The organism is Bacillota bacterium, from assembly GCA_030019365.1.
Taxonomy (GTDB): Bacteria; Bacillota; Sulfobacillia; order JACIYH01; family JACIYH01; genus JACIYH01.
The window spans coordinates 66908-83464 of record JASEFA010000007.1; the positions used below are offsets into that span (position 1 = coordinate 66908).

The window sequence follows — 16557 nt, forward strand, 5'->3', positions numbered from 1 at the left end:
GGTATGGTTCGCCGGCCCCCGACCTTTTCCTGCTGCCAAGGCGCTTCACTGGGAAGGCGTGGAGGTCGATATTCCTTGGGGGTGAGATCGTGCCCGCTATGCAGGAGTTTGCATTATGTCGCCGGTGTGGCGCACGGATCCCGGCAGGAGGCGTGGCCGGGTACTGTCCCGATTGCGCCCGAGAGCTGGTAGCCCACATCAAGAAAGTAATGCCCCCCGACTCCCAGAAGCGGGTCATCCCCGCGCCTCCGGGGCGCTCGACCGGGTCCCGGACGGCGGGCGGCTTGCTTTACACCACCCGGGAGCGCTGCCCTGTTTGCAGCAACACCTTTTCTGCCACCCGGGTGGCCATGAGCCGGCTGCGGGTCGAGGAGCGAGGGCCTGACTTCTACGTGCGCTACTCCCCCCTTGACCCCAACCTGTATCAGGTGTGGGTATGTCCGGTCTGCGGGTATGCGGCTCCCCAGGGTGCCTTTGCCCCCCTGTTCCCGGACGAGCGGGAACGGGTGGCGGCCGCTGGCCTCCGCCTGCGGGAGCAGGGTGAAGTGTTGATGCGCGAGATCCTCTCCGACCTGGAGCCCGAGCCACCCGCCTGCGAGGGATCGCCAGCGGCCGGGGACGAAGCGAGTGCCCCACCCGCCGCGGGCGGGGGGACTGTCCCCGCTGGCGGCGGGGAGGCAGTTGCCCGGGCCGGCCCGGCGGAGGCTGCGGCTGTCGCCGATAGCACGGAGGGAGGCAGGCCGCCTGCCGACGTGGTGACCGAATACCGGCGTGCCCTTTACTTTGCCCGCTGCCGGCGCCTCGCTCACGGTATTGCGGCGGGGCTGTACCTCCGTCTGGGATGGATTTACCGTGCGCGGGGCGACACCGAGCGGGATGGGCAGCTCTGCGCGCGTGCTCTGGATGAGTACATGCAGGCATACGAGGGCGAGGACGGCCTGCCCGGGAATATGGACCAGTTCGCTGCTGCCTACCTCCTCGGAGTTCTGAGCATGCGCCTGGGTCGGGTGCGGGAGGCAGCCCACTACCTGGGGCAGGTGGTCAGCCCCCGGTCGGGAGCCGAGCCGGCCATCCGCAAGATGGCCCAGGACCAGTGGTACGAGTTGCAGCGCGTATGGCAAAGCAATTGACAGGTTCCTGCCAGCTCTGGTATGTTGGGGGGGAGTCAGGGGACAGGCCAGGGGGGTGGGGTTTTTGGAAGACCCCGGCTTTTCCCAGCGGGTGGCTGCTATCGAGGAGCTACTGCGGCTGGTGGCCAGGGCGGTGCGGCTCCACGGCCGGGAGATCCTGTCCCAGTTCGACATTACCCCTCCTCAGTTCGATGCCCTGCTGGTTCTCGACAGCAATGAAGGTATCACCATGGGTGAGTTGTGCCAGAGGATGCACCTTGCCTGCAGCACTGCCACCGATCTCATCGATCGCATGGAGAGGTCCGGTCTCCTGGAGCGGGTGCGCGACCCCCACGACCGGCGCGTGATCAGGCTGAAAGTGAGGCCGCGGGGGCAGGAGGTGCTCAACGCCGTGATGGATGCCCGGCGCAGGTACCTGGCCGGGGTCCTCCGCCGCCTGGACGATCAGGAACTGGAGGATCTGGCCAGACGTCTGCGGCAGGTGTACGGGCTGATGGCGGGGGAGATGGCGTCCGGGTGACCCTGCCCCTCGAGCATGAACGGTGTCGCCCCGTAGGGTTGATGGATTCGGGGGCGGGCGGCCTCTCCGTGGTGCGGCTGTTGCGCAGGCGCTTTCCCGCCGAAAACGTGGTGTATGCGGCCGACACCGGTCGCATGCCATACGGCACCCGGCCTCCTTCCCGGGTGCGAGAGTTTACCTCCCAGGTCCTGCGTTTCCTCGCCGGGCAGGGCGTGAAGGCAGCCGTGATCGCCTGCAACACCGCCACGGCTGCCTCCTGGCCCGGCATACGGGAGGAATTCCCCTTTCCCGTGCTGGGTATGATCCAGGCAGGAGCGCGCGCGGCGGCGCGGGCCACCCGGTCGGGGCGCGTGGGTATCATCGCCACTCCCGGCACGGTTGCCTCGGGCGAGTATGGCCGCGCCCTGGCGACCCTGGGGATCACCGGGGTGTGGCAGCAGGGCTGTCCGGAACTGCCCCTGCTGGTCGAGGAGGGTGTTCTCACCGGGGAACGAGCCCTGAGCGCGGTGAGGAGGTGCCTGGAGCCGCTCCTGGACCGGCGCATCGATACGCTGGTGCTGGGATGCACTCACTTCCCCTTCCTGAGTGGAGTGATCGGCGAGGTGGTGGGCCCGGCCGTGACGCTGGTGGATCCCGCCGAGGAAGTGGTCGGGGAGTTAGGAGATGTGCTGTCCGCTCGCGGCTGGCTGTGTGACGGGACAGGCCGGGGGTGGCTCAGGCTGTTCACCAGCGGCGATCCCACCCAGGTGGGCGGGGTGGCCGGCATGTTGCTGGGTGAGCCGGTGGAGGCTGCGGCGGGTGGCTGGGTCGCGTCCCCTCCCTGACCCGGGGCTCGATGGACGGATCGGGTGGACTTTCCCGATCGAAAGAGGTGGATGGGGTGGAGAGGCTGGACGGCAGGCGTCCTGACCAGTTACGGCCCGTGAGTATCACCCGTCAGGTGCTGGCATATGCCGAGGGATCTGCCCTGGTGGAGGCGGGTATGACCAGGGTGATCTGCACGGCCTCTGTGCAGGATGGTGTTCCGCCTTTTCTGAAGGGGAGCGGCCGGGGTTGGGTCACTGCCGAATACGGCATGCTTCCCCGGTCCACGGCGGAACGCATTCCCCGGGACGGGGGCCGTGGGCGCCAGGCCGGCAGGACCTACGAAATCCAGCGGTTGATCGGGCGCTCGCTGCGCGCCGTAACTGACATGGAGGCCCTCGGCGAGCGCACCCTGGTACTTGACTGCGACGTGCTGCAGGCCGACGGCGGCACCCGCACCGCCGCCATCACGGGGGCCTTCGTGGCCCTGGTGGACGCGTGCGACTACCTGCGCGGGCAGGAGCTACTGGTAACCCTGCCCCTGTTTTCTCAGGTGGCGGCGGTGAGCGTGGGTGTGGTGCAGGGACAGGTATTGCTCGACCTCACCTACGAGGAAGACGCCCGTGCCGAAGTGGACATGAACGTGGTCATGACCGGAGACGGACGCCTGGTGGAGGTCCAGGGCACGGCGGAGAGAAAGCCTTTCGACCGCACCCAGCTGGGTCGCCTCCTGGATGTGGCGGAGGCGGGCGTAAGTCAGCTCCTCGATCTGCAGCGCCGGGTGCTCGGTCCCCTGGCGGAAGCGGTGGGCAGGGGCAGGCCGGCTCCCCCGCGGCTGTACACTCCCCGCGACGTGGATGCCGGCGACGATGACCCCGCCCGGGCCTGATGTGCGCTCCGCCGGAGCGGAACCTCACCTGACGATGCTCATTCTGGCGACGCGGAACCCGCATAAGGTAGCGGAGATGCGGCTGATCCTGGCGGGGCTGCCCGTGGACATGGCCTCTCTGGCTGAACTGGGTGTGGATCTGCCTCTGCCGGAAGAACAGCCGACATTCGCCGGGAATGCCCGCTTCAAGGCCCTGGCGGTGGCCCGGCGCTGCCGGGACTGGGCTCTTGCCGACGACTCCGGCGTGGAGGTGGCGGCTCTGGGGGGCGCGCCGGGGGTGCGTTCCCACCGTTTTGCCGCACCGGACGCCACCGACGAGCAAAACAGGTCGCTGCTCCTCGAGCTCCTGGCCGGCGTCATGCCTTCCGGGAGGAGCGCGCGCTTCCGGGCCGCTGCTGCCCTGGCTTCTCCCGACGGCACGGTTTGGGTGGCGGAGGGAACCTGGGAGGGAGAGATCGCAGCATTCCCCCGGGGCCGGAGCGGCTTCGGATACGACCCGGTATTCGTTCCCAGAGTGCCGGGAGGAGGGAAAACGGTGGCCGAGCTAGAACCAGGGACAAAGGCCACATTCAGCCACCGGGGAAAGGCAGTGCGTGCTCTCTGGCCTCTGATCGCAGAGCTGGTGGGAAGAAAATGCGGATAGGGGTGCTGTCGGACACCCACGGCAATCTCGCCCTGGTCCACAGGGTTGTCGAGGAAATGGGGTCCGTCGATCTGCTCCTGCATGCGGGGGACTATTACGAGGACTCCTGCCGCCTGGCCGAATGGGGGGTCCGCGTGGTGGGAGTGGTGGGCAACTGCGATTGCCGGGTGGACGGTCCCGCGGAGAGACTGGTGCAGGTGGGGGGAAAGCGGCTCTTGCTCACCCACGGCCACCGCTATCGGGTCAAGCAGGACTTCCGGACCCTCCTGTCCCGGGCCCGCGAACTCAATGCGGATGCGGTCGTGTTCGGTCATACCCACCGGGCCGAGGCTTTTTGGCTGGGCAAGGTGCTTTTTTTCAACCCGGGCAGCCTGCACGCGCCGTGCGGCGACGGGCCTTCTTACGGCGTGCTCGTCGTCGGCGAAGATGGCATCCGTCCCGAACTACACCCCCTTCGCACGCCTAGTTGTGCGCACGCCTGACCGCCGTATCGTTTGGTCACGAAGGTGCAGGAGTCCCGGTAGGTGTGCTCCAGGCGTTGCCGCAGTCGCCGCGCGTTTGACTGCAACAGTTTTGCCCGATATAATCGTAATGGGCCAGCCAGGTTGCCGGGTTCCGGGGCGTAGCGCAGCTTGGCAGCGCGTCTGATTTGGGTTCAGAAGGTCCCGGGTTCAAATCCCGGCGCCCCGACCAGCTTCTTGCGGGAGTAGCTCAATGGCAGAGCCCCAGCCTTCCAAGCTGGTGGTGCGGGTTCGATTCCCGTCTCCCGCTCCAAACTGTGCGCCTGTAGCTCAGTGGATCAGAGCGTCTGCCTTCTAAGCAGAGGGCCGCAGGTTCGAATCCTGCCAGGCGCGCCACGGTGGTGAATGTAGCTCAGCTGGTTAGAGCGCCAGACTGTGGATCTGGAGGCCGGGGGTTCGAGTCCCCTCATTCACCCCAATCTTGAAAAACCTTGGGGAGTGGCCAAGCGGTAAGGCGCGAGACTTTGGATCTCGTATACGCAGGTTCGAATCCTGCCTCCCCAGCCAGAGGGCCATTAGCTCAGTGGTAGAGCACCCGCCTTTTAAGCGGGCTGTCGAAGGTTCGATCCCTTCATGGCCCACCACACCTTTCGTTGCCACGGGTCAGCATTTCGGCAGGGTTCAAGTCCGGCGGCCGGCGGCAGTTTGGTTCAGAATGGGTTGGTTTTGCGGGCGTGGCGGAGCAGGCAGACGCGCGGGACTTAGGATCCCGTGGGCGAAGGCCCGTGTGGGTTCAAATCCCACCGCCCGCACCAGTTTCCGGGTTAGGAGAGCAACTCCACCACCAGCGGTTGATCTCGGGTATGGCACCGCGCGCACCCGTGCCATGCGCGACCGCGGGCTGACGCCGCAGGGCAGGGGAGATCATATAGTGGCAGTTGGGGAAGAGACTGCGGGAGCACCACCCATGCCCGGCCGGCCGGGCGGTTGCCCGCGGTGGTGCGGCGCGTGGTTGCCTGAGAGGGACGCGTTCGCGTATAATCCCGGTTGGGTCGCCGGGGGACGGGCCCGTTGCACCAGCGGAAACGAGAGCAAGCGTGGTGCACGGTGCGCGTGGTGCACGGGGTGCATGCTGCGCGCCTCCACTCCGCCGGAGGGCCGGGCAAAGTGAGGGATGCGAGTTGAAGGTTTCCGCATCGTCCCAGGAAGACGGGCATGTGCTGCTGGAGATCGAAGTGGAGCCGGAACGGGTGGACGCGGCCGTTCAGGCCACCTATCGGAGGCTGGTCAGGAAGGTCAGCGTGCCCGGGTTCCGTCCCGGGAAGGCACCCCTGGCCATCCTGGATCGGCATCTGGGGAAAGGTTACATTGAGCGGCAGGCCCTGGAGGATGTGGCGTCTGCAGTTTACCGGCAGGCGGTGGCCCAGGCCGGTCTGGATCCCGTGGGGCGTCCCGAAGTCAGCCTGAAGGAGTACCGGCAGGGTCAGCCCCTGCTGGTGGAGGCGCGGGTGCTGGTGCGCCCGGAGCCGGAAATCGGGGATCTGGACGACATCCACCTGGAGCCCATTCAGGCAGAGGTGGACGCGGCCGAAGTGGATCGGGAGATTGACCGGATAAGGTATCAGCATGCCACCCTGGTGGCGGTTGAGGATGACCGGGTTCGTCCCGGGGACCGGGTTGTGGTTGACTGGGAGCTGCGGCAGGACGACAGCGTGGTCGCCTCCGGGAACAGCCGTGAGGCGGATGTCCCCGGGGCGCCGTGGGTTGCCCCGGCTGCCAGCGGGGGGGGCGAGGGAGCCGCCCGCGAAGGCGGTCCTCCTCAGGGGCTGGCCGGGGCAAGTGGCCCTCCTCCCTCTGCGCTCGAAGGGTTGGTCGGTGCGGCCCCCGGCGAAACGAGGGGGGCGGGCGGCTACCGCATGACATTGCGCGAGATCAGGCGTCCGGAGTTTCCGGAGCTCGACGACGAGTTTGCCCGGCAGGCGGGTGGGTTTTCGTCCCTGCAGGAGATGCGGGAGCAGATCGAGAATAGCCTGCGAGGGTCCAGGCTCGCCCGCATAAGGCAGGAGCGGGAGGCCCAAATTACCGATGAACTTCTCAGGCGGTGTCGGGTCGACGTGCCGGAGCCGCTGGTAGAAGAGGAACTGGAAGGACTGCTGGGCAGGTACCGCCACGCTGCGGGAGGGAGCCTCCCCGCCGAGACGGAGGCGGACCTCAGAGTGCAGTTGCGCCCGATGGCCGAGCGTTCCGCGCGGCTGAGCGTCATCCTGGAGACCATCGCGCGGCGGGAAGGCCTGCTCCCCACCGAGCAAGAGATGGAACCCCTCTTGCGCAAGGTCGTCCGGCCAGGGGAAACCCTGGCGCAAGCGCGGGGCCGGCTCGAAGAAATGGGTGTGTGGCGGGATCTGGAGTTGAGCATGGCCAGGGGGAAAGCCCTGGCGACTCTGGTGGACAGGGCGACGAGGGGGGAGTGCCATGGGGTATCTGGTACCGATGGTGGTGGAACAGACGGGCAGGGGGGAGAGGGCCTATGACATTTACTCCCGCCTGCTTAAGGATCGCATAATCTTCATCGGGGGCCCGGTGGACGACCACATGGCCAATCTGGTCATCGCCCAGCTCCTCTTCCTGGAGCTGGAAGACCCCGACAAGGACGTCAACCTGTACATCAACAGCCCGGGCGGAGCGGTGTCGGCGGGCCTGGCCATATACGACACCATGCAGCACATCAAGCCGGATGTGTCCACCGTGTGCGTGGGCCTGGCGGCCAGCATCGCGGCCGTACTCCTGACCGGCGGCACCAGGGGTAAGAGGTTCGGCCTTCCCAACGCGCGGGTCATGATCCACCAGCCCAGCATGCAGGGCCTGAGCGGTCCGGCGGCGGACCTGGAGATCAACGTGCGGGAAGTGGTGGCCATCCGGCAGCGGCTGGAGGAAATCCTGGCCCGCCACACCGGACAACCCATGGAGCGCATAAAGAGGGATGCGGACCGGGATTTCTACATGTCGCCCGAAGAGGCGAAGGAGTACGGCCTCATCGACGAGGTCCTGGCACCAAAGAAGGCAAAGGCTGCGGCAAAGTAGGGGGTGCCATCCGTGCTCAAGTACCCCGACGAACGGGGCGGACAACTCAAGTGCTCTTTCTGTGGTAAGCTGCAGGACCAGGTCAAGAGGCTGGTGGCCGGCCCGGGCGTCTATATCTGCGACGAGTGTATCGAGCTGTGCAACGAGATCATCGAGGATGAGCTGAACGAAGAGGCGGAGGTGGAGCTAAAGGACATCCCCAAGCCGCCCCAGATCAAGGCCATCCTCGACCAGTACGTCATCGGGCAGGAGAGGGCCAAGAAGATCCTCTCGGTGGCGGTGTACAACCACTACAAGCGCATCCGGGTGAGCAACAAGAAGGACGACGTGGAGCTGCAGAAGTCCAACATCGTCATGCTCGGCCCCACCGGGTGCGGCAAGACCCTGCTGGCCCAGACTCTCGCCAAGATCCTGAACGTGCCCTTCGCCATTGCCGACGCCACCTCGCTGACCGAGGCCGGCTACGTGGGCGAGGACGTGGAGAACATCCTGCTCCGCCTCATCCAGGCCGCCGACTACGACATCGAACGGGCGGAAAAGGGCATCGTCTACATCGACGAGATCGACAAGATCGCCCGCAAGGCCGAAAACCCGTCCATCACGCGGGACGTGTCGGGCGAGGGCGTGCAGCAGGCCCTGCTCAAGATCCTGGAGGGGACGGTGGCAAGCGTGCCCCCCCAGGGAGGTCGCAAGCATCCCCACCAGGAGTTCATCCAGATCGACACCACGGACATCCTCTTCATCTGCGGTGGGGCCTTCGAGGGGATCGACAAGATCGTCGAGCGGCGGATTGCCCAGCGATCGATGGGATTTGCCGCCGAGGTGAGGTCCCGCAAGGAGAGGAACGTGGGCGAGGTCCTGGCCCACATCATGCCCCAAGATCTGCTCAAGTTCGGGATGATCCCCGAGTTCGTGGGCCGGGTGCCCGTCATCGTCACCCTGGACGCTCTCACCGAGGACGACCTGGTGCGCATCCTGCTGGAGCCCAAGAACGCTCTCGTTCGCCAGTACAAGCGCATGTTCGAGCTGGATGGGGTGGAGCTGGAGTTCACCGAGGAGAGCGTGCGCGCGGTGGCCCTGGAGGCTATGAAGCGCAACACGGGTGCCCGCGGCCTGCGTGCCATCCTGGAAGAGGTCATGCTCGACATCATGTTCGACGTGCCCTCCCGCGGTGACGTGGTCAAGTGCGTGCTCACCAAGGAAGCCGTGCTCAGGCGCGAACCGCCCATCCTGGTGACCGCCGACCGTAAGATGCGCCGGCGCGAAGAGACCGCCTGACCCCGCCCCGGGATGGATGCTGGGGGCAGGAGGAAGACTACCGGGGGGTGACCCCCGGTGGAGCTTTCTCTGCTCCTTTCCTGGGTGCAACTCTTTTTCCTGGTGGTGATCGGGCTCTACTTCCTGTCCCTGCTGCGCACGCAGCACGGCGGCCGGGTGGCCGTCAACCGGGAGTCCCGCCACGAAATGGAGAAGCTCGAGAAGATGCGCGCGGTGGCCCTGTCGCCCCCATTGACGGAGCTGACGCGTCCGGCATCGTTCGCCGAGGTGGTGGGACAGGAGGACGGGCTGCGCGCCCTGCGCGCCGCCCTGTGCGGCCCCAACCCCCAGCACGTCATCGTCTACGGGCCGCCCGGTGTGGGGAAGACGGCGGCCGCCCGGCTGGTGCTGGAGGAGGCCAAGCGAAACCCCTCGTCCCCCTTCGGGCCGGGGGCCCGCTTCGTCGAGGTGGACGCCACCGCCTCCCGCTTCGACGAGCGGGGCATCGCCGACCCCCTGATCGGGTCGGTGCACGACCCCATCTACCAGGGGGCAGGTCCCCTGGGCATCGCCGGCATCCCGCAGCCCAAGCCGGGGGCGGTGACCCGCGCCCACGGGGGCATCCTCTTCCTGGACGAGATCGGGGAACTGCACCCCGTGCAACTCAACCGGCTACTCAAGGTGCTGGAGGATCGGCGCGTCCACTTCGAGAGCGCCTACTATTCCCCTGAAGACCCCAACATCCCCCGTCACATCCGGGACATCTTCGAAAATGGCCTTCCCGCTGACTTCCGCCTGGTGGGGGCCACCACCAGGTCACCCGAGGAAATCTCGCCCGCCATCAGATCCCGCTGCATGGAGGTGTTCTTCCGTCCCCTTGAAGCCAAGGAGGTGTGGCGCATCGCAGCCAACGCTGCCGCCCGGGTGGGCTTCGCCCTGGACGACGACGCCCTGGAGGTGGTGGGCAGGTACGCCGGGAACGGTCGCGATGCCGTGAGCATGGTGCAGACGGCCATCGGGGTGGCCCAGGGGGAGGGGAGGCGACGCATAACCCGCGCCGACCTGGAGTGGGTTGTCACGACGGGCCAGTACTCTCCACGGCTGGAGGTTCGCCCCGCCGCGGCGGCCCGGGTGGGGGTAGCCTATGGCCTGGGGGTGGCAGGCCCCAACGTGGGGGTGGTGATGGAGGTGGAGGCCTCCTGCCGTCATGTGGGCGGACGAGGGGGGCAGGTGCGGGTGACGGGAGCGGTGGAGGAAGAGGAGGTGGGCGTACCCGGTCGTCGCCTGCGGCGCAAGGGTCAGGCCCTGGGCGCGGTGGAGACGGTGTTGAGCGCGCTCACCGAGATCCTGGAGACCGACCTGCGCGACTACGACCTACACGTCAGCTGGCCAGGGGGCATCCCGGTGGACGGTCCTTCCGGGGGAGCGGCCCTGGGGGTGGCCGTCGCCTCTGCCCTGCTGGGGAAGCCGGTGCGGCCCACGGTCGCCCTCACAGGTGAGGTGTCCATCCGGGGCGAGGTGAAATCGGTGGGGGGTATTGTGCCCAAGGTGGCGGCCGCCCGGCGGGCCGGGTTCACGGTGGTCCTGATCCCCGCTGACAACCGTCACGAAGGCCTGGCCGGAGATGGCCTGGAGGTACGGGGGATCGAGCACCTGGCCGAGGCCCTTTCCCTGGCCCTGCTGGAAGCTGAGCAGCCAGCATCCCCAGCACCACCAGTGCTCCCCCGAGCAATCCCCGCGGGGTGAGGGTTTCCCCGCCCAAGAGCCAGGCGAAAACGGTAGCGAACACGGGTTCGGCGGAGAATATAAGGGCGGTGTGGGTGGGCTCGGTGAACCGCTGCACCGCATTTTGCACCAGGAAGGCCACGGCGGTGGCGAAAAGCCCGGTGAGGAGCAGGGCATCCCATACCCGGAGCACGGAGGGCCCGAGCAGGTGCCAGGACCAGCCCGACGGACACGCCCCTGGCAGGAGCGCGGCCAGGGCGCTGGCGAGCGCCACCGTGAGCACCTGGACGGCGGTGATGGGCACGGGGTGGGCGTCCCCCGCCCAGGCCGCCACGGAGAGGATGTGGGCGGCAAAGGCCAGGGCGCACCCCAGCACCAGCACGTCTCCCCGCCCCAGCTCACCCGCCTCCCAGCCCATGGCGGCCAGTCCCGCGGTGGCCAGCGCCACGCCCGCCACCGCCTGCCTGCCCGGCGGGCGTCGCCACAGGGCGCCCTGACCGAGGGGTACCAGCACCACCGACAGCCCGGTGATAAAGCCGGCCCGCCCTGCGGTCGTGTACTGCAGCCCCCAGGTCTGCAGCAGGTATCCCAGAAACAGGAAGGCACCGATGCCCACGCCCCGGGCGATGAGGGGGGCACGGAACTGGCGCCAGGCGGACGGGAAGGCCAGGGCCAGCACCGCTCCCGCCAGTGCGAAGCGCACGGCCAGGAAGGGCAGGACGGGCAGGGTGAGGGTGGCCCGCTTCACGGTGACGAAGGTGGCACCCCACACCGCCGCTACCCCCAGCAGGGCCAGGTCTGCCTGCCACGGCCGCACTCTGGGTACCATCCCGCTCAGGGCGGGCCCCCCTGCCCGGACCCGCCAGTGGCGGTGCCCTGCCCCGGCCCGGCGCCTGCGGTGCCCTGCGGCTGCTCCAGGCGCCGCAGCAGGCGGAGGAGGATGCAGGCTGTTTGCCCGCGGGTGAGCGAGTCGGCGGGTCCGAACCGGCCATCCGGGTACCCCTGCATGAGGCCCGCGGCAGTCACGCGCGCGATGGCGTCCAGGGCCGGGCGGGGGGTCGAGCCCAGGTCGGGGTACCCGGGGAGCGAATCGACGGGAGGCAGCGGTCGCCCGCCTGCTGCCATGGCTGCAGCCAGCATGTGTGCCGTCTTCCAGCGCGGTACGGGGGCGTTGACCGCAGGCGGGACCGTCTCTCCTTGTGAGATGAGGCCGGCCGCCAGCGCCGCCCGCAGGTGGGGGGCCGCCCAGTGGTCCTTCAGGTCGGCGGGCAACGCGACCGCGGGTGCGTCGGGCAGCCCGAGGGTGCGCACGAGCAGGGTGGTCAGCCCCGCCAGCGTGGTGGGGTCTTCGGGCCGGTACCGGCCGGTGTCATCGCCTGTGATGATACCCCGGGCGGCCAGCGCGCCGATGTCTTCCCTCGCCCAGTGGTCGCGCACGTCCGCGAAGGCGGCCCGCTCCACGCGGCCGTCCGCCGTCATGTAAGTGTCAAAGGGGGCCGATACCCGGTCGATGCGGTTCAGGATGCGGGCGGCGAGTTCGCCCTGTGCCAGGACGGTCTCCCCGGCCCGCGGGATGTGGCAGGGGATGACCCGCACCTCCCGGATGCGATCGCGCGTGAGGGTCACCAGCAGGATGCCGGTCTGCTGCTGCTGGGGGAACTCGGGACGGATGGTAAAGATGAAGTTGCCCAGGCTGTAGGCGATGAGGGACCGGTCGCGCCGATCGATGCCCTGCCAGACGTGGGGGTGGTGGCCGATGACGAGGTCGGCGCCCGCCTCCAGCATGCGCTGGGCGAGGGTCTGGTGCCACTTCTCCGGGTGGTCGGCCCGCTCGTTGCCCCAGTGGACGAACACGACGGTCCAATCGACCCGGGAGCCGAGATCACGGATTGCTTTGTAGAGCCGGTTCGTGTCAAACCCCGAGAACAGACCCGATACCTTCTCGGTTGCGCCCCAGCCTTTGGGCAGGTGCAGGCAGACCCCGAGGATGCCCACCTTGATGCCCTTCAGGTCGGCTATGTAGGGCCGAGCGGCTTCTTCCAGATTGCGTCCGCCGCCCACGTAGGCCACCTTGACCCGCTTCAGGTTGTCCAGCGTCTCCAGGAAGCACTCCCGACCGTAGTCGAGGGCATGGTTGTTTCCCAGCCCGACGACGTCGATCCCGGCCCGGGCCAGCCCATCGGCGGCCAGGGGAGGCGCCCGGAAGGTATACTCCTTGCCCTTCTCGGGTTGCCCGGTGGTGCCCACCGCGCACTCCAGGTTGCCCACGGCCAGGTCGGCTTTCTGCAGCACCGGGGCCACGTGCTGCCAGGGGTAGTCCGTACCCTTTTGCCCGATGAGCCCTGCCACCCGCAGGGCCAGCATGATGTCCCCCACGAAAGCCAGCTGGACCTCCGCGGGCGCGCCCCCCGTCGTCGTGCCCTCCGCCGTCGTGCCCCCTGCCGTCGTGCCCCCTGCCGTCGTGCCCCCTGCCGTCGTGCCCCCTGCTGTCGTGCCGGAGGTGGCCGGGCCCTGAGCGCCTGCGGCGGGGGCCGCCAGGGCCAGGCTTACTGCCACCACCACCAGCGCCGCCGCCATCCGGGCCAGGTTCGTCACTGTCTGCCGCGTGCCGCCGCGCCGCTTGAAGTGGTGCTGCACCAGCCGTCTCCCCTCTCGCGCACCGCCGCCCCTGGGTCTTCGACGGGCTGCGCCCGCATTCCTCCGGTGGCGCATTCCCGGTCCCGGGGTGGGAATCCCCGGCGCAAATGGCCGGGAGAGCTGTTCGCCCGGCCTCTCAACAGCGAGCAGGTAACTGCGAGTATTGTTGAGTTTCATGGAATCCTCTTGACTGGTGCGTGTTGGCGTGCTAGTCTGGGGAGTGAATGAACGGTCATTCAGTGTGCTGGCCGCGTGGGTGCCTGCGCAGCCGCCGAGTGGCGATTCGTCTATGTGCCCCGCGGGGAACGGCGGGCACCCGAGGGGCGCTGCGACGAGCGACAGGGATCCACGGCGTTCGCGGAGCGGTAGCGGGCCGTGCGGAGGGCAGTGGATGGAAGCGGAGAAGCGGCTGGAGAAGGAAACGATGATCCTGGACGCGGCGGAGCGCGTCTTTGCCGCCCGGGGCTATGCCGCCACGACGGTCAAAGACGTGGCCCAGGAGGCCGGGGTCGCCACCGGGACGGTATACCTGTATTTCCCCAGCAAGGAGGAGCTTTTCCTCGCCCTCATCGATCGCGGGACCAGAGCGGTGCTGGAGGGCATCGTGCGGGCCCGGCAGGGGAAGCCGGACGTGGTGGCCAAGCTGGCCGCATCTCTGGAAGGGGCGGTGCGGGCCTTTTCCGCCCACCGGGACCTGGCGCGGGTGGCGCTCCTGCAGGCGCCCGGTGCCCTGCCCTCCTGCGAGGAGAAGCTGGCCCAGCTCCACCGGCTGTTCGCCGCTTACGTGGCCCAGGATCTCGAGGAAGCCTGCGCTGGCGGGCTGGTTCCGCCCCTGGACGCGTGGGTGGCGGCCTGGGGCTGGGTGGGGTCTTTTGCCGAAATACTGCTGGCCTGGGTGCGGGGGGATGTGGCCGATCTGGAAGAGGTGCTGCCCGGCCTGGTCGCCTACAACCTGCGGGGCATCGGGGCGGGACCCGGCGCGCGGAAGAGGAGCGAGGTGACGTAGGCGGTGGCGTACCGGAACCTGGGAGAGTATCTGGCGGACCTGGAGAAGAGGGGCGAGCTCCACCGGGTGAAGGTGGAGGTCGATCCGGTACTGGAGATGGCAGAGGTGGCCGTCCGCCTGGTGCGCGGCCGGGGTCCGGCCGTCCTGTTCGAGCGGGCGAAAGGGTCGCCTTATCCGGTGGCGATGAACCTCTTCGGCACGCCCGCGCGGGTGAAGCTGGCCCTGGGTGACGACCCGGATGCCATCGGGCAGCGGGTGGCTTCCTGGCTGGACCTGCCCCGACTGGAGGGCTGGGGAGACAGGATGCGGGCTCTTCCCCGGCTGGCGCAGGTGGCGTCATTCTTCCCGCGGCGGGTGAGCCGGGCTCCCTGCCAGGAGATGGTGGAGGAGTGCCCTTCCCTGGCCGGGCTGCCCGTGTTGCAGTGCTGGCCCGGCGATGCCGGCCGGTTCCTCACCCTGCCCCTGGTTATCACCCGCGACCCGTTGAGCGGCAGGACCAACGTGGGCATGTACCGCATGCAGGTGTACGACGAGCGCACCTGCGGCATGCACTGGCACGTGCACAAGGACGGGGCCCGTCACGCCCGCGCCCTCGTGCGGGGAGAGAGGCTCCCCGTGGCGGTGGCTGTGGGCGGCGACCCCGCCACCATCTACGCCGCCACCGCGCCGCTGCCGGCAGGGCTGGACGAGTACCTGTTCGCGGGATTCCTGCGCCAGGCTCCGGTCGAGCTGGTCAAAGGGGTGAGCGTGGACCTGGAGGTGCCGGCGGAGGCGGAGTTCGTGTTGGAGGGATACGTGGAGGTGGGGGAAGAGAGGGTGGAGGGGCCCTTCGGCGACCATACCGGGTACTACTCGCCCCCGGAGCCTTACCCGGTGTTTCACCTCACGGCCCTCACGCGCCGTCGCCACCCGGTATACCCGGCCACCGTGGTGGGTCCGCCCCCCATGGAAGACGCCTGGCTGGGCAAGGCCACCGAGCGCATCTTCCTGCCCCTGCTGCGCCTCCTGATCCCCGACCTGGTGGACCTGGACCTGCCGGTGGAGGGCGTGTTCCACAATTTCGCCATTGTCTCCATCAGGAAGCGGTACCCGGGGCACGCCCGTCAGGTGATGTCGGCCCTGTGGGGGCTGGGGTTGCTGGCCCTCACCAAGGTGCTGGTGGTGGTGGACGATGACGTGGACGTACACGATTACCGCCAGGTGACCTGGGTGGTAGGTACCAGCGTGGACCCGGGGCGGGACGCGACCGTGCTGTCTGGGCCCCTTGACGCCCTCGATCATGCGGCGCCCTATCCCGGTTACGGCACCAAGATGGGTGTCGACGCCACCCGCAAGTGGCCGGGCGAGGGGCCAGTGCGCACCTGGCCGGAGCGGGCCGAGATGAGCCCGCAGGTCTGTGCCCTGGTTGACCGGCGCTGGGAGGAATACGGATTTGGGTTGCGGTGATCGGTGCTGCATGAGCCCCCGGCCGGAGGCGGGGGGCGACTAGCTGGGAACGTGGCCCGCGGGGAGGGATCAGCGGTGATTGCCGCAGGCAGGCGGGTCTTGGGCAAGCTGGTCCGGCTGGCCGAGCTGGTGCGCTGGGAACACACCGTGTTCGCCCTCCCCTTTGCGTATGCTGCCACCTTCCTGGCGGCGGAGGGATGGCCCAGCCTCCACGACTTCTTCTGGGTGACGGTGGCCATGGTGGGTGCCCGCACCGCCGCCATGGGCCTGAACAGGCTGCTGGATCGTGCCCTGGATGCCCTCAACCCGCGCACGTCCCACTGGCACCTGCCTCGCGGGATGGTGAAGCCGGGGGAAGTGGTGGCCCTGGTATTGGCGTCCCTGGCTGTGCTGGCCCTGGCGGCGGCGATGCTGAACCCCCTTTGCCTGAAGCTCTTCCCCATCGCCCTGGTGGTGCTGGTGGTGTACCCTTACACCAAGCGCTTCACCTGGGGTTGCCACTTCGTGCTGGGCCTGGCCGAGTTTGCAGCGCCCTTCGGGGGATGGATCGCGGTCACGGGACGGGCTCACCCTGCTGCGTTTCTGCTGGGGGCCGGGGCCGGGTTATGGGTGGCCGGCTTCGACATCCTTTACGCGCTGGCGGACGTGGATTTCGACCGCGCCCACGTCGTGCGCTCCATACCGGTGCGCTTTGGCATCAGGGCGGCGCTGGGGTGGTCTCTCGCTGTGCACGCGGTGGCCTGGGTATGCCTGCTTGTGGTGATGCGGTCACTGGGGGCGGGAATGTGGTACGGGGTGGGTCTCGGTGCCATGGCAGGGCTGCTGGTGTACGAGCACAGCATCCTATCCACCACCGACCTGTCGCGCCTCAACCGGGCGTTTTTCGACCTGAACGGCATCATCAGCGTGGTCTTCTTCATCGCCACGGCCCTGTCCGCCGTGGTGGGGTGAGGCTAGC

The 16557-nt window shown here is 68.3% G+C and carries 14 protein-coding genes, 7 tRNA genes and 1 pseudogene; 20 read left to right on the forward strand and 2 right to left on the reverse strand.

Translation table 11 applies throughout. From position 1 onward, the window contains the following. Positions 1–98: 98 nt before the first annotated feature. From QME70_10400 to lonB, 17 genes are all read left to right on the forward strand, one after another. Positions 99–1130 carry a DUF2225 domain-containing protein gene (locus QME70_10400; protein ID MDI6894993.1) on the forward strand — a complete coding sequence of 344 codons (1032 nt, stop codon included), beginning with the start codon at positions 99–101 and terminating at the stop codon, positions 1128–1130. A gap of 64 nt (positions 1131–1194) precedes the next feature. Continuing rightward, positions 1195–1650, forward strand: coding sequence for a MarR family transcriptional regulator (locus QME70_10405; protein ID MDI6894994.1), 456 nt, complete (start codon positions 1195–1197; stop codon positions 1648–1650). Next, positions 1647–2474 (forward strand): glutamate racemase, encoded by an 828-nt coding sequence (gene murI / locus QME70_10410; protein MDI6894995.1) that lies wholly within the window; start codon positions 1647–1649, stop codon positions 2472–2474. Before QME70_10405 ends, murI begins: the two co-directional genes overlap by 4 nt. A gap of 56 nt (positions 2475–2530) precedes the next feature. Beyond that, a complete protein-coding gene (rph, locus tag QME70_10415; protein MDI6894996.1) occupies positions 2531–3343 on the forward strand; it encodes a ribonuclease PH in 813 nt (270 codons plus the stop codon). 34 nt (positions 3344–3377) lie between these two features. Further along, entirely contained in the window at positions 3378–3986 is a 609-nt protein-coding gene (locus QME70_10420; GenBank protein MDI6894997.1) for a non-canonical purine NTP pyrophosphatase, read from the forward strand. Continuing rightward, a complete protein-coding gene (locus QME70_10425) occupies positions 3977–4468 on the forward strand; it encodes a metallophosphoesterase (protein MDI6894998.1) in 492 nt (163 codons plus the stop codon). Before QME70_10420 ends, QME70_10425 begins: the two co-directional genes overlap by 10 nt. Positions 4469–4602: 134 nt before the next feature. Continuing rightward, positions 4603–4679, forward strand: a tRNA-Pro gene (locus QME70_10430). A gap of 7 nt (positions 4680–4686) precedes the next feature. Next, positions 4687–4760, forward strand: a tRNA-Gly gene (locus tag QME70_10435). A gap of 6 nt (positions 4761–4766) precedes the next feature. Next, a tRNA-Arg gene (locus QME70_10440) sits at positions 4767–4843 on the forward strand. 5 nt (positions 4844–4848) lie between these two features. Further along, a tRNA-His gene (locus QME70_10445) sits at positions 4849–4925 on the forward strand. A gap of 14 nt (positions 4926–4939) precedes the next feature. Next, a tRNA-Gln gene (locus tag QME70_10450) sits at positions 4940–5014 on the forward strand. 2 nt (positions 5015–5016) lie between these two features. Beyond that, positions 5017–5091, forward strand: a tRNA-Lys gene (locus QME70_10455). Positions 5092–5175: 84 nt separating this feature from the next. Continuing rightward, a tRNA-Leu gene (locus tag QME70_10460) sits at positions 5176–5262 on the forward strand. A gap of 366 nt (positions 5263–5628) precedes the next feature. Continuing rightward, a complete protein-coding gene (locus tag QME70_10465; protein MDI6894999.1) occupies positions 5629–6978 on the forward strand; it encodes a trigger factor in 1350 nt (449 codons plus the stop codon). Next, positions 6920–7528, forward strand: a complete 609-nt coding sequence (locus QME70_10470; GenBank protein ID MDI6895000.1) for an ATP-dependent Clp protease proteolytic subunit — start codon at positions 6920–6922, stop codon at positions 7526–7528. Before QME70_10465 ends, QME70_10470 begins: the two co-directional genes overlap by 59 nt. A 12-nt stretch (positions 7529–7540) precedes the next feature. After that, on the forward strand, positions 7541–8806 hold the full coding sequence (gene clpX / locus QME70_10475; protein ID MDI6895001.1) for an ATP-dependent Clp protease ATP-binding subunit ClpX: 1266 nt from the start codon (positions 7541–7543) through the stop codon (positions 8804–8806). 57 nt (positions 8807–8863) lie between these two features. Continuing rightward, entirely contained in the window at positions 8864–10531 is a 1668-nt protein-coding gene (gene lonB, locus QME70_10480) for an ATP-dependent protease LonB (GenBank protein MDI6895002.1), read from the forward strand. Positions 10532–10541: 10 nt separating this feature from the next. On the opposite strand, the pseudogene QME70_10485 reads toward lonB, so the two are convergent. Further along, positions 10542–11339 (reverse strand): annotated as a pseudogene (locus tag QME70_10485) (DMT family transporter). A 5-nt stretch (positions 11340–11344) separates the two neighbouring features. After that, the gene (locus tag QME70_10490; GenBank protein MDI6895003.1) at positions 11345–13147 is read right to left on the reverse strand and encodes a CapA family protein; all 1803 of its coding nucleotides are present in this window, start codon (positions 13145–13147) and stop codon (positions 11345–11347) included. A 391-nt stretch (positions 13148–13538) separates the two neighbouring features. On the opposite strand from QME70_10490, the gene QME70_10495 reads away from it, so the two are divergent. The 3 genes from QME70_10495 (at position 13539) to QME70_10505 (ending at position 16550) form a co-directional block, all read left to right on the forward strand. Further along, the gene (locus tag QME70_10495; GenBank protein MDI6895004.1) at positions 13539–14153 is read left to right on the forward strand and encodes a TetR/AcrR family transcriptional regulator; all 615 of its coding nucleotides are present in this window, start codon (positions 13539–13541) and stop codon (positions 14151–14153) included. A 3-nt stretch (positions 14154–14156) separates the two neighbouring features. After that, on the forward strand, positions 14157–15599 hold the full coding sequence (locus tag QME70_10500; protein MDI6895005.1) for a menaquinone biosynthesis decarboxylase: 1443 nt from the start codon (positions 14157–14159) through the stop codon (positions 15597–15599). Between the two features lie 75 nt (positions 15600–15674). Beyond that, the gene (locus QME70_10505) at positions 15675–16550 is read left to right on the forward strand and encodes a UbiA-like polyprenyltransferase (GenBank protein MDI6895006.1); all 876 of its coding nucleotides are present in this window, start codon (positions 15675–15677) and stop codon (positions 16548–16550) included. Positions 16551–16557 lie beyond the last annotated feature (7 nt).

Bases quoted from the DNA above. Each gene is read 5' to 3' on its own strand.
- QME70_10400 (MDI6894993.1), top strand. From the start codon at position 99: ATGCAGGAGTTTGCATTATGTCGCCGGTGTGGCGCACGGATCCCGGCA.
- QME70_10420 (MDI6894997.1), top strand. From the start codon at position 3,378: ATGCTCATTCTGGCGACGCGGAACCCGCATAAGGTAGCGGAGATGCGG.
- QME70_10425 (MDI6894998.1), top strand. From the start codon at position 3,977: ATGCGGATAGGGGTGCTGTCGGACACCCACGGCAATCTCGCCCTGGTC.
- QME70_10470 (MDI6895000.1), top strand. From the start codon at position 6,920: ATGGGGTATCTGGTACCGATGGTGGTGGAACAGACGGGCAGGGGGGAG.
- QME70_10495 (MDI6895004.1), top strand. From the start codon at position 13,539: ATGGAAGCGGAGAAGCGGCTGGAGAAGGAAACGATGATCCTGGACGCG.